At 47.7% G+C, this 14,191-nt stretch carries 11 protein-coding genes, 1 tRNA gene and 1 riboswitch; of the genes, 3 read left to right on the top strand and 9 right to left on the bottom strand.

Features of this window, described 5'->3' with window-relative positions:
• Positions 1-189: 189 nt before the first annotated feature.
• The 4 genes from prmC to RQP52_RS31550 all read right to left on the bottom strand — a co-directional run bounded on the left by prmC (position 190) and on the right by RQP52_RS31550 (position 4,111).
• Positions 190-1,062, bottom strand: coding sequence for a peptide chain release factor N(5)-glutamine methyltransferase (prmC, locus tag RQP52_RS31565; RefSeq protein ID WP_315955525.1), 873 nt, complete (start codon positions 1,060-1,062; stop codon positions 190-192).
• Between the two features lie 14 nt (positions 1,063-1,076).
• On the bottom strand, positions 1,077-2,153 hold the full coding sequence (gene prfA, locus RQP52_RS31560; protein ID WP_157318575.1) for a peptide chain release factor 1: 1,077 nt from the start codon (positions 2,151-2,153) through the stop codon (positions 1,077-1,079).
• Positions 2,154-2,185: 32 nt separating this feature from the next.
• Positions 2,186-3,286, bottom strand: coding sequence for a redox-regulated ATPase YchF (ychF, locus tag RQP52_RS31555; protein ID WP_127453457.1), 1,101 nt, complete (start codon positions 3,284-3,286; stop codon positions 2,186-2,188).
• Positions 3,287-3,364: 78 nt separating this feature from the next.
• On the bottom strand, positions 3,365-4,111 hold the full coding sequence (locus RQP52_RS31550; RefSeq protein ID WP_315955524.1) for a PilZ domain-containing protein: 747 nt from the start codon (positions 4,109-4,111) through the stop codon (positions 3,365-3,367).
• A gap of 81 nt (positions 4,112-4,192) precedes the next feature.
• Positions 4,193-4,280, bottom strand: a riboswitch (cyclic di-GMP riboswitch).
• A gap of 233 nt (positions 4,281-4,513) precedes the next feature.
• On the opposite strand from RQP52_RS31550, the gene tadA reads away from it, so the two are divergent.
• Both tadA and RQP52_RS31540 read left to right on the top strand, forming a co-directional pair.
• The gene (gene tadA / locus RQP52_RS31545; RefSeq protein WP_315955523.1) at positions 4,514-5,017 is read left to right on the top strand and encodes a tRNA adenosine(34) deaminase TadA; all 504 of its coding nucleotides are present in this window, start codon (positions 4,514-4,516) and stop codon (positions 5,015-5,017) included.
• A 363-nt stretch (positions 5,018-5,380) separates the two neighbouring features.
• A tRNA-Arg gene (locus tag RQP52_RS31540) sits at positions 5,381-5,454 on the top strand.
• A gap of 50 nt (positions 5,455-5,504) precedes the next feature.
• Here RQP52_RS31540 and RQP52_RS31535 read toward each other — a convergent pair.
• The 5 genes from RQP52_RS31535 to RQP52_RS31515 all read right to left on the bottom strand — a co-directional run bounded on the left by RQP52_RS31535 (position 5,505) and on the right by RQP52_RS31515 (position 12,721).
• A complete protein-coding gene (locus RQP52_RS31535; protein WP_315955522.1) occupies positions 5,505-6,371 on the bottom strand; it encodes a stalk domain-containing protein in 867 nt (288 codons plus the stop codon).
• A 520-nt stretch (positions 6,372-6,891) separates the two neighbouring features.
• Positions 6,892-9,237 (bottom strand): AraC family transcriptional regulator, encoded by a 2,346-nt coding sequence (locus tag RQP52_RS31530; RefSeq protein WP_315955521.1) that lies wholly within the window; start codon positions 9,235-9,237, stop codon positions 6,892-6,894.
• 78 nt (positions 9,238-9,315) lie between these two features.
• Positions 9,316-10,842 carry an extracellular solute-binding protein gene (locus tag RQP52_RS31525; RefSeq protein ID WP_315955520.1) on the bottom strand — a complete coding sequence of 509 codons (1,527 nt, stop codon included), beginning with the start codon at positions 10,840-10,842 and terminating at the stop codon, positions 9,316-9,318.
• Between the two features lie 34 nt (positions 10,843-10,876).
• Positions 10,877-11,779, bottom strand: coding sequence for a carbohydrate ABC transporter permease (locus RQP52_RS31520; RefSeq protein ID WP_315955519.1), 903 nt, complete (start codon positions 11,777-11,779; stop codon positions 10,877-10,879).
• 21 nt (positions 11,780-11,800) lie between these two features.
• The gene (locus tag RQP52_RS31515; protein WP_281282262.1) at positions 11,801-12,721 is read right to left on the bottom strand and encodes an ABC transporter permease; all 921 of its coding nucleotides are present in this window, start codon (positions 12,719-12,721) and stop codon (positions 11,801-11,803) included.
• A gap of 249 nt (positions 12,722-12,970) precedes the next feature.
• Between RQP52_RS31515 and RQP52_RS31510 the strand changes: the two genes are divergently transcribed.
• Positions 12,971-14,179 carry an MFS transporter gene (locus tag RQP52_RS31510; protein WP_315955518.1) on the top strand — a complete coding sequence of 403 codons (1,209 nt, stop codon included), beginning with the start codon at positions 12,971-12,973 and terminating at the stop codon, positions 14,177-14,179.
• Positions 14,180-14,191: the final 12 nt, after the last annotated feature.

Raw genomic sequence — 14,191 nt, 5'->3', positions numbered from 1 at the left:
AACTGCCAAATTCCACTTAGGCTTATCTTAAGGGAACTAGAGAACTCTATTTTGGGAAAAACGGGCTGTTTCCCTCTCTGAACGAAACTACGGGGTCTTATTTAACCCCCATGGTCGTTTTTCGGGCAGAAAACGGCAAAATAGCGGACTGTAGTTCCTGTAGCGGGTGGAAAGCAGAAACAACAAGCCCTACTGCTCGCGCGCCCGGATCGCAATCACGTGGCGATCAATCCCCTGCAGATCCGGCACGAACCGGATCTCCTCCCAATTCGCGGCGGCGCGCAGCATCGCCGCCACAGCATCCGCCTGCCCGATGCCGACCTCGAACCCGACCACGGTCGGGATTCGCGGCAGCAGCGGCAGCTGAGCAACCATCCGGCGGTACAGGTCGAGTCCCTCGACACCGCCGAACAAAGCCGTGTGCGGCTCGAACAGCCGCACCTCCGGCATCAGCGCCGGGAGCTCGCCATCAGGGATATACGGTGGGTTAGACACCAGTATATCCGGAGCGATCCGGCGCTCAATATAAGGCTCGAGGAGGTCGCCCTCGAGCCACTCCACCCGCGCAGCCACGCCGTGGCGCTGCGCGTTCGAGCGGGCCATCTCCAGCGCTGCCGCGGAGATGTCGCTGGCAGCCACGCGCCAGTCGGCCCGCGCGTGAGCCACCGTCACCGGGATAATGCCGCTCCCGGTGCCAACATCCGCAAGCAGCGGAGCGCCTTGCGGGAACAGACGCGAGCCCTCGCGGAGCAAAGCCTCCACGAGCAGCTCCGTCTCCGGCCGCGGAATCAGCACGGCCGGGCTAACGGCAAACGTAAGGCCGTAGAAATCCTGCTCGCCGATTACATACTGTACCGGCTCACCTGCGGCCTTCCTCTCTACTAGCTGGCGCCAAGCGCCCTCCAGCTCGGCAGGAAACTGTTCCTGGAAACGGAACAGCAGCTCAGTCCGGCTGCAGCCCAGAAGATGCTGCAGCAAAAGCTCCACACAGGAAGCCGCCTCCGCTACGCCCAGCTTCCCTAAAAAAGAAGAAGCCTCTACATAGGCTTCTCTAATCGTCATCGAGGCAGTCGGCATCACATTGCCTGCTCCCCATTATCCAAAGCATCCGACTGCGCGGCAATGGTTAGCGCCGACACGATTTCTCCCATGTCACCGTTAAGCACTGTATCTAGTCGGTGAAGCGTCAAACCAATCCGGTGATCCGTAATCCGGCTTTGAGGGAAGTTATACGTGCGAATTCGCTCCGAACGGTCACCTGTACCGACTTTGCTTTTACGCTCGCCTGAATATTTCGCTTCCTCTTCCTCACGTATCTTATCGGAAATCCGTGCACGCAATACGCGAAGCGCTTGCTCCTTATTGGAGTTTTGCGATTTGCCGTCCTGACATGTTGCCACAATGCCCGTAGGCACGTGCGTCACGCGAACCGCTGATTTCGTCGTATTAACGGACTGACCGCCCGCTCCGCTCGAACAGAATGTATCTACGCGAATATCGGCGTCATTAATAACGATCTCAACTTCTTCCGCTTCAGGCATGACAACAACTGTCGAAGTGGAAGTATGAATACGTCCGCCTGATTCTGTTACTGGAATACGCTGTACACGGTGCGCCCCGCTCTCAAACTTCAGCTTACTAAAAGCGCCTTTTCCTGTGATCATGAAAATAATCTCTTTGAATCCGCCCAAATCGTTCACGGAAGCATCGAGAATTTCCGTTCTCCATCCTTGCGCGTCTGCATAGCGGGTATACATACGGTAAAGATCGCCCGCGAACAGCGCTGCCTCATCGCCGCCTGCCGCTCCACGGATTTCAACGATGACGTTTTTGTCATCATTCGGATCTTTTGGCATCATAAGGATTCTGAGTTGTTCTTCCAGATTAGCCGATTGCTCGCTAAGCTCTTCGATCTCCATTTTCACCATTTCACGCATTTCATCATCCAGCTTCTCGTTCTGCATCGCTTTCGCGTCTGCCAGCTGCTCGCTTACGCTCTTATATTCATTATAAGCATCGTAGGCTTCCTGAAGATCAGATTGTTCCTTCGAATACTCTCTAAGCTTCTTGGTGTCACTCGTCACATCCGGGTCACACAGTAGCTCACTTAATTTATCATAGCGGTCCACAATGGACTGAAGTCGATCCAACATAACGGATCACTCCTTTCTTTATTTTTTATTCATTAAACATTAAATCGGAAATGCATAACGTCGCCGTCATTCACCACGTACTCTTTACCTTCCAGGCGTACTTGCCCTTTTTCTTTCGCACCATTCATGGAGCCAGCTGTTACCAAATCCGTATAAGATACAACCTCGGCACGAATAAATCCACGCTCGAAATCGGTATGAATCACACCAGCCGCTTGAGGAGCTTTCGTTCCTTTGCGGATCGTCCAAGCTCTTACTTCCTGCACCCCAGCTGTAAAATACGTATACAAGCCAAGTTTGCGATAAGCTGCTTTAATCAATCTATTCAAGCCGGACTCTTGAAGTCCCAACTCTTCGAGGAACATTGCTTTTTCTTCATCTTCGAGCTCAGCAATCTCGGATTCCACCTTCGCGCTGATCGAAACAACTTCGTTGTTTTCTTTCGCCGCGTATTCTTGAACGATTTTGACGAATGGATTCTCATCCGCAGTTGATACTTCGTCTTCACTCACGTTGGCCGCATAAAGAACCGGCTTCATTGTCAACAAGTGAAGGTCGCGAACGAGCAGCTTCTCATCATCGCTCAAATCAATGCTACGCGCTGGCAGATCGTTATAAAGAGCTTCCTTGATGCGTTCCAAACACTCAACCTCAGCAACAACTTTCTTGTCGCCGCCTTTCAGGTTTTTGCGGGAGCGCTCGATCTTTTTCTCAACGGACTCAATGTCAGCCAAAATCAATTCGAGATTAATCGTCTCGATATCGCCAATCGGATCTACTTTACCGGAGACGTGCGTAATATTATCATCCTCAAAACAACGGACAACATGCACAATGGCATCCACTTCACGAATGTGTGCCAAAAATTTATTTCCAAGCCCTTCGCCTTTGCTCGCGCCCTTCACTAAACCCGCAATATCAACGAATTCGAAGGCTGTCGGAACAATGCTCTTAGGGACAATCATCTCTACCAGCTTGTGCAATCTCTCGTCCGGTACTTCAACTACCCCAACATTCGGATCTATCGTACAGAACGGATAGTTTGCAGATTCTGCCCCCGCCTGTGTAATTGCATTAAACAATGTCGATTTTCCTACGTTCGGTAGACCGACGATACCTGCTTTCAAAGCCATCGTAGTTACAACTCCTTAATTTTCGAAAATCATCCTTCTTATTATATAGTACTTGGAACGCAAAAAAAAGCCTGTAGGCTACTGATTAGCCGCAGACTTTTTTTCCAGTGCTTTTTTTGTTTCATTTTCCTGCTTCTGAATGTAGTACGTTTCAATCTGATTTTTTAAAATAAATCCGCGCAGCGCGTTCGTTTTCTCTTCTGGGATGCTAACAAAACTAGCACCGTAATAGTAGCCGTCATTCGTTTTTTCTTGCCGAACAATTTCCATTGTACATGGCACCAAAAAGCCCAAAATTAACTCCACTTCCAATTGGGAATTCTTTTGAATGACTTTTTCTAGCATAGCATTTTCACTGATCGTAAATCCTAAACCATTAACAGATAGATTTTTGATAGAGAATCGGATCGGTGTTTCAAAATGATGTTTGAGTTTCTTGTTTCTGTCTTGGAGCGCGAAAAGCAGCCCTTCATTCTTCACATCAACGCGAGGGAACTCCCGCTTTTCCGTGAACTTCCTGCGATTTTCAGGAGGATTCAGAACAATCAACGAGCCCTGGTCCTTGGCCACAACCACGGTATCCATAACAAACAGCCCGGATTTCGTATACACCGTCATTTTACACTTATCTCCCAGCGCAAAAACATGATATTCCGGAAGCTCCACTTCAATGATGTCACCTAGTGCATAGGTCAACACGCCAGTGGCTACGAAATCTTCCTTGCTCAGCATCGCCTTGCTGTCAATCATTACATCAGCGTCGTACCCTTCCTTGCTGCCATAAAACTTAGCAGATTTTTGTTTGCTAACCACTTTGTCGATCAACCCTCCCCGCGTTCCAATAAAAAAATAGACTGCCCCTGCGCCGGGAACAGCCTATTACCTCAACCTAAAAAAGCATCGATTTTCGGTAACCAGGCTGTCGTAGTTCCATAGGAACCGTAGACCCTCGGCTTTGCGTCCTTACCTTTCGGCAAGTTTGCCATTATCGAACCTTGCAAATGAATTGTCATGCTTTGTCGTACAATATCGTGTTATATGGTCTAAAAGACCTAAGTTATCTTTCATTATACGGATGGATTTCCCTATTATCAACTAATTCTCTTGCATACATCTGGTATTTGTTGTATGAATGTTAAAAGAAATAAATATCCACAACTTTTTGAGTTATACACATTGTTATCCACAGGTTGTTAACAACGAATATTTGTTCGATCCTTTGTTCACATGTGGATAAGATTATTTTTAGTGAGGTGTCCCCCTGTGGATGAATATAGTGAACATATCCCATGGATGAAAGCGGCCATAGAGGAAGCACGTAAAGCCGAAGCCATTCGTGAGGTGCCGATTGGTGCCGTTGTTGTACATCAAGGGGAAATTATCGGCCGCGGCTACAATCTTCGTGAAACGACGCTGGATCCGCTTGCTCACGCTGAAATGATCGCTATTAAGCAAGCCAGTGAGCATTTGCAAGCGTGGCGCTTGCTCGACTGCAAGCTCTACGTCACGCTGGAGCCTTGCCCGATGTGTGCAGGAGCGATTGTTCAGGCACGCGTTCCACAGGTGATCTACGGCACAACCGATCCCAAGGCCGGCTGCGCGGGAACGTTGATGAACTTGCTGCAGGAGGACCGGTTCAACCACCGGGTCGATGTGGTCAGCGGCGTGCTGCAAGAGGAGTGCGCGACGATGCTGACGCAGTTTTTCCGCAAGCTGCGCGGGAAGGAATAGCCGTTCGCGTTCGACGTTAGGCATTGGCGCGCTGGGTGCGAGCGTTAGCTTCCTTCGTAAGTGGACGCCTCGCATTGATATGCGAAAGGGTACTATGATCCCCTATTCGCCGGATATTAAGCACTTCAGCGAGGAGAGGGAACTGTGATCCGCTATTTTAGCACTTCTAGCCGAAATCTTGGCTAATTAGGCTAAATAGAGTCCTGTAGTTCCGTCTGAACCCTGGAAGTCTTCGTTTTGGCTCAAATAGTGCCCTGTAGTTCCCCAACGCACGATGCATTTAGCTAAATTCAACTAGTAGTTAAATCTTGCCACTCAAAGGTTGCGCCATATAAGGCTTCGTGCTATCATAATCTTTGCCATGCGCCCGTAGCTCAGCAGGATAGAGCAACAGTTTCCTAAACTGTAGGCCGGATGTTCGAATCATCTCGGGCGCGTATACAACAAAACGCCAGTTAACGGTATAAGCCGTTGGCTGGCGTTTTTTTCAATCCTCCGGACAGTTGTTTTCCTTTAAAGCTTTTTTCATATTTTCTTTTAATTTATCTGCATAGCCAGTAATATCACCAGAATGATTGCCAAGATTTGCGTTGTACTGATTTACTTCATTGTTTATCTGCTCTGTGTAAAGGGCGATAATCCTCTGACAGGCTGGACCTGCAACTGGCGATTTTGACACAGGCAGCGGTGTAGGCGTTGGTTGAGGTTTATTGGGAACAGATACATCCGTTGTATTATCTACACGCTGAGAGTTCCAAGTCTTCATAAAATGGTATTCTGATAGGTTGTCCTTACTGCTCTTACTAAACTCCTCAGCATTTGATCGTTTGACTGTAACAAAGTTTGTAACCAAGTTATTATAAATAATGCTTACTATCATTGAATCTACGGGTGAATTAACCAAAAAACCGGAGAGTGCAATGATATGATCGTTATCTGCACTAGTATCATTTGATATTTCTAAATCTACTTTTAAATATAAGCCATACTCATTATAGATAAGCTGGACATTTTTCCCCTGAAATTCTTTAGCTTTCTCATTTAATGACGGAATAGTAGCTGCAAAATCTTTCATTGCGTTATCTTCCTTTACTTGAGGAAATGCAAAATCAACTGTGTACTTCTCAGCATCCCACGTCACCGATGCCCCGGTTTGTTTCAATAGGTACAACGGCACAACAGTTCTGCCATCTTGTATAGTAGCAGGCACATCCTCAGCTTGAAGCTCCTTCCCCCCGAATAAAACCTTCACGATTGGAGCCCCCTTGTAGTCACCATGAAGGCCCGCTGCATGAACGACACCAGCCAAACAGAAAAACGCTAACACAGACACAATCAGTTTCTTTTTTTTCATAAAAACTTTCTCCCCCACCCAAATTAGCTTGTTAATTGCCACCTGTAACATTTCTGATATTTCTAGAAAATTCCTGCAAAAATTCAATTTATTCTACCTATCCACATGTTAATAGACCTCCTGCCCGCTGAGAAAAAAATCAGCGTTATCAACATCAGCACAAGTAAGAGGTTTTTCGAACGTTATTAACAGCGAAAAAGAGGGAGGGTTATCCCCAAATTTGCCAGGAAGGGGCATCGAGCAGTAGTACTCAGGTAAGAGCATGCTCTACGGTGTACTTAGTGCAACAAAATGACGGAGGTCCGGCCTCAATTCGCAGTTTCGTTGTATTATGTGCAACGTTTTGGAGGAGGGAGGAGCGGTATATTCACCATTCAGGTCAAAATGAGTTTACTTCATGCAATGAAGATGACGATTCCGAGGTAAAACCGCCTTCAGTACTGTATCAAGTACAACGTAGGGCGGGGCGGTATCTCAGCACAAAAAAGAGACCCGCCGCTTCAAAAGCGGCAGGCCTCCCTTATTTCATCCGGTCCCGATACTGTCCCGGCGTCATATTCTCATATTTCCGAAAAAGACGGATAAAATACGATGGCTGATACCCAATTTGCTCCGCAATCTCGTTCACCTTTAAATCAGACTCGACGAGCAGTTTCTTCGCTTTATCCATACGCAGGGTGATCAAATAGTCGATGAAATTCACGCCATTGATTTGCTTGAATGCTTTACTTAGCGCATAGGTCGTTGTATTAAAAGCGTCCGCACATTCCTCTAGGGAGATGTCGCTGTTCATAAAACGCTCCTGAATCCGATCCGTAACACGCTCCACCAGGCGCTTCATATGGATGTCCTGGTATTCATTCAGCCCTTCAATATAAGGCGAGATCACTTTCGTTTGGAAAAAGCGGACCATCTGCTCAGGCTCCCGAAGCTGGTTCAACTGTTCGTACAAGTTGTAACCCTCGAAGAAATGATGGGGATTGAACCCAGACTCCAGCATAGTATGCAGCATACTGCCCAGAACCTGCATAGCTCCTTCCTGGAGGATCTTCTCTTTGCTCGACTGGCGTACAAGCTCATGAACGAAGCTCTCGATCAAGCTCAATGATTGCTCGCTTTGCCCCATACGAAGGGCTTGCATCAGCTCTTTTTCCAAGGCAAACGGATAATGCACATCGTCATTGGTGCTCGGCAGCATCTCTTCCAAGTCAAGCACTTGATGGTCCACTTTCAAATCCCGATAGCGGATGGAGCTGCGCAAAAATACTAAAAGCTGTGGCAGGTCCTGCACGTTAGCAGTTAAACGGCCCATGCAGACCGTGGTTTGCATTTTAAGAAGGGAGCTGATGGTTTGTCCCAAATCATTCGCTAACAAATACAGCTCATCCTTGGCCTGCTGTTTCGTCCGATCCATGGGGTAGGAGAGCAGAATACCTACGGTCATATCCTGGAAGTTCATAATCTCCGCATTTTGAGTTTGCGTATTTACGATCTCTTGCGCGATATTCGCTGCCGCAAAGGTCGCCAGTTGTTCCTCATTTTCCAGGAATCGGCCATCTTCTTTGGCAAATCCGCTAATCTTCACCAACAGCAGAACGAACCACTGGGACTCCGTCTGCCAGTCGAAACTCTCCATACGCCCTCTTAGCTCCGTCTCGCTTAGGGAGTAAAAGTGTCCTTGCACCAACTGCAGGAGGAACGCCGACCTTAGTGCGGGATAGGCCTTATCCAGCTTGGATTCCAGCACCCTGCTCTCCTGACTTAAATGCCGCCACTCCTGTTCAATAAAGGCAAGGTCATCCCCTTGGCTCTCCTGTGTGGGCTTATAATCCTTAATCACATTCACGAGCCGCACAATCGGCTGATAAATTCGCTTGGAAGCCACCCACGAGAGCAGCACAGCCAAGAGAAGCCCTATTCCCCCTATACTGAGCATACTTCTAGACATAAACTCTACAGGGGCCGTCAATTGCGATAAGGAGGTTGCCGTTACGAATTTCCACAACGTGCCTGAACGAGAGAACTGGCCGAAGGCGACGGAGTAGGACTGCCCTTTTCGGTCCAGAATGTAAGAGCCTATTTCTTCCGACCGTCCAATGACGCTTTCCCTGACCGCAGCTTCTAGTTGGGCATGTTCTTCATTTCCATTGCTTGGCGAGACGATAATATGTCCGTCCTTGCTCATAAGAAATGCGGCGCCATTGGGATCTGTGGCCATTTCTTCAACCATCTCTACCAACTTATCACGATTCAAATATAAAATAAGGGCTCCATACGGCTCTCCTACGCTTGGCAGCTTCTCAATTAGCGCAATGGAAGTGGAGTCTGGCTTCCCATTCCCCTTAGGTAAGGATTCCCACCAGAACACTCCCCGCTCTTGCTTCATTAATGTGTGGAAAATATCCCGCTCCAGCTCATTACGGATCGGAACAATACCCTCGCTATCCGAAATAATGACGGGATCTTCCCGGTCCAAATATAGCTGCGCTTGGTCAATTAACGGGTACGCTCCCTTCATGAGACCTAGGAAGCGATATAGATTTTGCGTTGTGTTGTATTCATCCTTGAGATTCATATCCGCAATTCTGGCATCCATCCTGCTGTCCAGAGACCACTGCGTAGCGGCCAGCTCGAGCTGAGCCAGGTTATCATTCATACGATCCATCGTTTTCTTCAGCAAAGTATCATGGTTGCGCATGATCTCTTTCTCAATATGAGCGCGTCCCGTAATATACGAAGTGTACCCGATGATGGCTGTAGGCAAGCTGGTAATGCACAACACCAAGATCAAGCTTCTGCGATAAAAATTCCCCCTGCCGGAACGTTGTGTCCACCAATACCAACTCTGCCTCCATCGACTCCACATCATCTGTCCCTCTTTCATCAAATGCCGAAATCCCCCGCGACTGCCGCAATTTTTTGGCGTCGGGGGGGCGGTATTTATTTATTTCGCGCTATTGCGTTTTTGATAAGCCGCATTCATTTCTTCCGTGATTTTGACCATATCCGGATCTGTCTTCAACTTAGCAACATAGCTGTCCCATGCGCTGAGCGATTCTTTCCCCATAATAACCTTCGTCTTCATGTCTTGAATTTTCTTTCTTAGCTCCGTACCGACCTTTTGGTTCGTATCGGAATTTAGACCTAACGAAGGGTCACCCGTACTGATTTTCACTTTTTCATCAATGATTTTTCTGTTGCGTTCCAAGTAATCATTCGGCATACCTGTACGGTAAGCACGCAGGTACTTGTCATATTTCAAGAAAATTTGACCTAGCGCTTGTTGGGCTACAATATCTTTCTTTGCTTGCTCTGTCGGTGTCTTGATGCCGTCTTTCTCTGTGTAGTGGACATCTTTCAGACCAAAGCTTGCCAGATCATAACCTTCTTGCGTAGCGCCGTAATCCATGAATTTCAACAATTGTTTCACTTTCGCTTCTGGCACAGATTTCGGAATTGCATACATACCGAAGAATCCGCTATCTTTATTCGAATAGCCATTTAATGATACTAGTGGAATAAAGTCTGCTTTCGGGTTCGTTTTACGCAGTTCTTCCGTTGGTTCCCATGCAGCTTCAGCTGTATCCTGGAAACCGCCGCCACGGTTTGCTTTCAGTAAATCTTTGGCCTGTGTGTTTTTGAGCACGGCGATGTCCTCAGGAATTAACTTCTCCTGGTAGGCACGATTCATCCAAGTAAGCGCGTCCTTCATCTCAGGCAGCACGTTTACGTTGACCAATTTACCGTCTACAAGCTTCCAATCGCCATTGACTTTTGTGAAGCTGTTCTGTAATTGACCCATGTAAGACATACCATTTTGGTCGACGAAGCCAACATAGCCAATGGTGTCATTTTTCCCGTTGCCATCTGGATCTTTCTCAACAAATGCTTTCAGTACTGTATATAGCTCATCTGTCGTTTTCGGAATTTCTAAATGTAACGTATCAAGCCAATCCTTACGCAGGTAAGGGAATCCACCGCCATCCGTAGGACGGGCACGCGGGATACCGTATGTTTTACCGTCAGCTTGCTTGGTATTCTCCCATGATTCCTTCGGATATTCCATCAAGTTCGGATAGTCCTTCAGCATCGGTGTAAGTTCCCAAAATGCGCCTTGAGCGACCATGCCGCGTACTTGAGCACTGAATGGATCATCCAGCAAGATCAGATCAGGGATATCGCCTGAAGCTAGTGTTACGTTGATTTTATCGCCATAGTTGTTTGGTGAAACCCAAGTGATTTTGAGCTTAGTGTTCGTTTTCTTTTCGATTTCTTTGACGATGACATTGTCCGGCCCTGGAGGCTCCGGCGTGTAATACATTGTCATGATGCTAATCTCTGTCGGCTTGCCGGACGCTGCTTGTCCCGCGCTGGCAGCCGGTGCGCTCTCTTTGCTTCCACATGCGGCTAGCACGGAGGAAACGAGAAGGGTCGATGCTACTACACTTATTGCTTTTTTGTTCATAACCATTATTGTACAACCTCCCCAAATGTTCATCAATTATCTATTCTTTAACCGAACCTACCATTGCACCTTTGGCAAAATGTTTTTGCAGGAACGGGTACACCAATAAAATCGGGATGGTCGCAATAACAACTGCCGCCATCTTGAGCGTTTCCGGAGGAATCCGCTGCTCGGACATCATTTCAGCTGCGGCGCCGCCACCTGCTGCCGTTGATGCGTCAATCAACATATTTTGAAGCAAAACTTGAAGCGGCTGCTTCGTGAAATCATTGATATAGAGTAGAGCTGTGAAGAAGGTGTTCCAGTAAGCTACGGCGTAAAACAGCCCGAAAGCAGCAAGTGAAGGCAGCGACAGCGGCAAAATAATGCGATACCAGACGCTGATATCATTACAGCCATCGATACGCGCCGATTCCTCCAGACTAGCCGGAATGCTGTCGAAGAAACCTTTCATCAGCAGCACATACCAGCCGCTTGTTAGGACCGGCAGGATGAGCGACCACGTGCTGTTAATCATGTGCAAATCTCTCACCAACAAATAAGGGGGAATAATCCCCGGATTAAACAGGGTCGTGAGCAGAATGAGCAGCATGATGAACTTGCGGCCCTGAAGCCTTTTACGAGAAATCGCATAAGAAAGACAGGATGTTACCAGCAAGCTAAGCACTGTCCCAACTACTGCTAGGAACACGCTGTTTCCTATAGCATGTAGAAAGGCATCGGTCGACATCAGGTATTTGTAAGAGGCCAGGCTCCATTTAGCAGGAAGCAATTTGAACTCACTGGAAATGTAGCTGGACGGATCACTGAACGAAACAACAAACACGTAATAGAGCGGAAAGAATGTAATAATTCCTAGTATCCCTAACAGGATGGCGTTTACCACGTTAAAGACGCGATCGCCTTTGGAAGCAATATTGGTAGATACATGTTCAGCTGACATCAAGGATTCCTCCTTCCCTTTCTAGTAAACACCGTCTTCGCCAAATTTCTTGGCCAACTTATTGGCTCCAATGACGAGCAGCAAGCCGACAACTGATTTGAACAATCCGACTGCGGTACTGTAACTGAATTGACCTTGTTTCACACCAAGCCTGTACACATACGTATCGAATACGTCCGCTACCTCGGATACAGCCCCGTTCATCATCAAGAAGACCTGCTCGAAGCCGACATCCATGATATGACCAATTCGCAGAATAAGAAGAATGATAATGACTGAGCGAATACCTGGCAGGGTAATGTGCCACATTTGACGGAACCGGCCTGCTCCGTCCATCTTGCCCGCTTCATATAATTGAGGATCAATGCTCGCCATCGACGCAAGGAAGATAATCGTGCCCCATCCGGCATCTTTCCAGATGGACTGCGCCGTCAGCATGCCCCAGAAATAGTTTTTATTCGTTAAGAAGTCGATTTTACCGAAGCCCAGGGCAACCAGCATTTGATTGATAGCCCCATCTCCTGTCGAGAACAGCAGGAAGGTGATCCCTACGATAATGACCCACGATAAAAAGTGAGGTAAATAGACAATCGATTGAATGATTTTCTTATAAACCATATGGCGCACTTCATTCAGCATTAGGGATAATAGAATCGGCAGCGGAAAGAAGAGCACTAAGGATAAGACGTTGATTGCCAGCGTATTTCGGAAGAGTGTGAAGAAATCCGGATTGGAGAAGAACCTTTGAAAGTGCTCCAGTCCCACCCACGGGCTCCCCGACATGCCTTGATAAGGTGAATAGTTTTGAAAGGATATGACGATTCCCCACATAGGCACATATTTGAAAATAAGGAAGTAGAGCAGCCCCGGAAGCGCCAACACATATAAAAATTTGTCCCGAGCGATGCCTGACCAGACTTGTTTCAATCGACTCGCGCCCACTTGTATTCCTCCATTCTCGTTGTAATGATATCAGCAGGCTTCTACTTGCCTAGCGACAAGATTCAATGTACAGGCTGCTCCCGTTTCCTACAATCATCCATTTTTGTGCCCTTGATATCGCAGGAAATCTAGGGTTTTCTAGGCAATTTCCACCCGTTGCCTTATTTTGCAAACAACCAATCATAGCCTTGCCCTAGTCGATGTTCTATAATAAAACAGTAATTAGATCAGGTTTGAAAGGAGCTAGCCGTGACTATTAACAGAATCCCAAGCTCTTATCGCATTCCATTGTTTTGCGCAGTCACTTTGTTGTTCTGGATGTCCATGTATACGAGCGTTCCCATCATGGCCCCTTATGTGGAATTCCTTGGAGGGAATCACCAACTGGCGGGATGGATCGTTGGCATGTATGGGATTTCCCAAATGCTGCTGCGCATACCCGTAGGCATCATGTCGGACCGCTTTCATAAACGAAAACTTTTCATTACGTTTGGGCTGTTTTTTACGGCCATAGGCGGACTAGGCCTTTGGATTACCCACGATTTCACGTGGATTCTAATTCTCCGAGCGCTTGCGGGGGCGGCCGCGGCAACGTGGGTCGACTTCACGGTCTTATTTACAAGCTACTATAAGCATGAAGAGTCGACGAAAGCGATCGGAACGATTTCTTTTTTCAACTCCTTAGGGCAAGTCCTCGGCATTCTCTCCGCAGGATGGGCGGCTGATTCGCTCGGCTGGGAGGCTGCCTTTATTCTAGGAGCGCTGCTAGGTGTGCTCGGGTTCATCGGTTCTTTCTTTTTGATTGAAAAAATAGAGCCTGATGCGCCTAAAATCACGATGCGTGCCATCGGAAATGTGGCTGCGGACCGTACGCTTCTCTTCGTGTCTTTACTGGCTATTTTGTCGCAGGTGCTCATCTTCGCCACGGTTTTCGGGTTTACTCCCGTTTATGCCACTGCGCTTGGTGCCGATAAATTCTCTTTATCGCTGCTCTCTTTATTTGCTAATGTACCGGTTGCCCTAGCTTCCTTATTTGGTGGGCGGAAATGGGCAGCAAAATACGGCGAGAAGCGAATGGTTGTTTGGGGCTTCGTCCTCATGGGGATTTTTACATTTACCATACCTTTTACGCATCATTTATGGGTGCTTATGATTACCCAAGCTTTCGCCGGCTTTGGTCGGGGGCTTTCTTTCACCCTGTTGATGGGAATGAGCATTAAACATATGCCTGCGGAGAAGCGGGCGACGGCAATGGGATTTTTCCAAGCTATCTATGGGCTAGGCATGTTCGTTGGCCCTGTGCTCATGGGTGTTATCGGCGATTGGTTCTCCTTGAATCAGGGCTTTATCGTCCTTGGTATCCTTGGTGTGCTCAGTGCCCTTCTATCTCAATGGTTCGTAAGAAGCACGCCTAAGATTCCAGCCGTCCAGTCAAGCGGATCTACCGCTTCTCTTTAACCGATAATAAGC

The organism is Paenibacillus violae, from assembly GCF_032461945.1.
GTDB lineage: Bacteria > Bacillota > Bacilli > Paenibacillales > NBRC-103111 > Paenibacillus_E > Paenibacillus_E violae.
This window is presented reverse-complemented; position numbering and strand designations above follow the sequence as displayed.

Bases quoted from the DNA above. Each gene is read 5' to 3' on its own strand.
- prmC (WP_315955525.1), bottom strand. From the start codon at position 1,062: ATGACGATTAGAGAAGCCTATGTAGAGGCTTCTTCTTTTTTAGGGAAG.
- prfA (WP_157318575.1), bottom strand. From the start codon at position 2,153: ATGTTGGATCGACTTCAGTCCATTGTGGACCGCTATGATAAATTAAGT.
- ychF (WP_127453457.1), bottom strand. From the start codon at position 3,286: ATGGCTTTGAAAGCAGGTATCGTCGGTCTACCGAACGTAGGAAAATCG.
- tadA (WP_315955523.1), top strand. From the start codon at position 4,514: ATGTGGATAAGATTATTTTTAGTGAGGTGTCCCCCTGTGGATGAATAT.
- RQP52_RS31535 (WP_315955522.1), bottom strand. From the start codon at position 6,371: ATGAAAAAAAAGAAACTGATTGTGTCTGTGTTAGCGTTTTTCTGTTTG.
- RQP52_RS31530 (WP_315955521.1), bottom strand. From the start codon at position 9,237: ATGTGGAGTCGATGGAGGCAGAGTTGGTATTGGTGGACACAACGTTCC.
- RQP52_RS31525 (WP_315955520.1), bottom strand. From the start codon at position 10,842: ATGGTTATGAACAAAAAAGCAATAAGTGTAGTAGCATCGACCCTTCTC.
- RQP52_RS31520 (WP_315955519.1), bottom strand. From the start codon at position 11,779: ATGTCAGCTGAACATGTATCTACCAATATTGCTTCCAAAGGCGATCGC.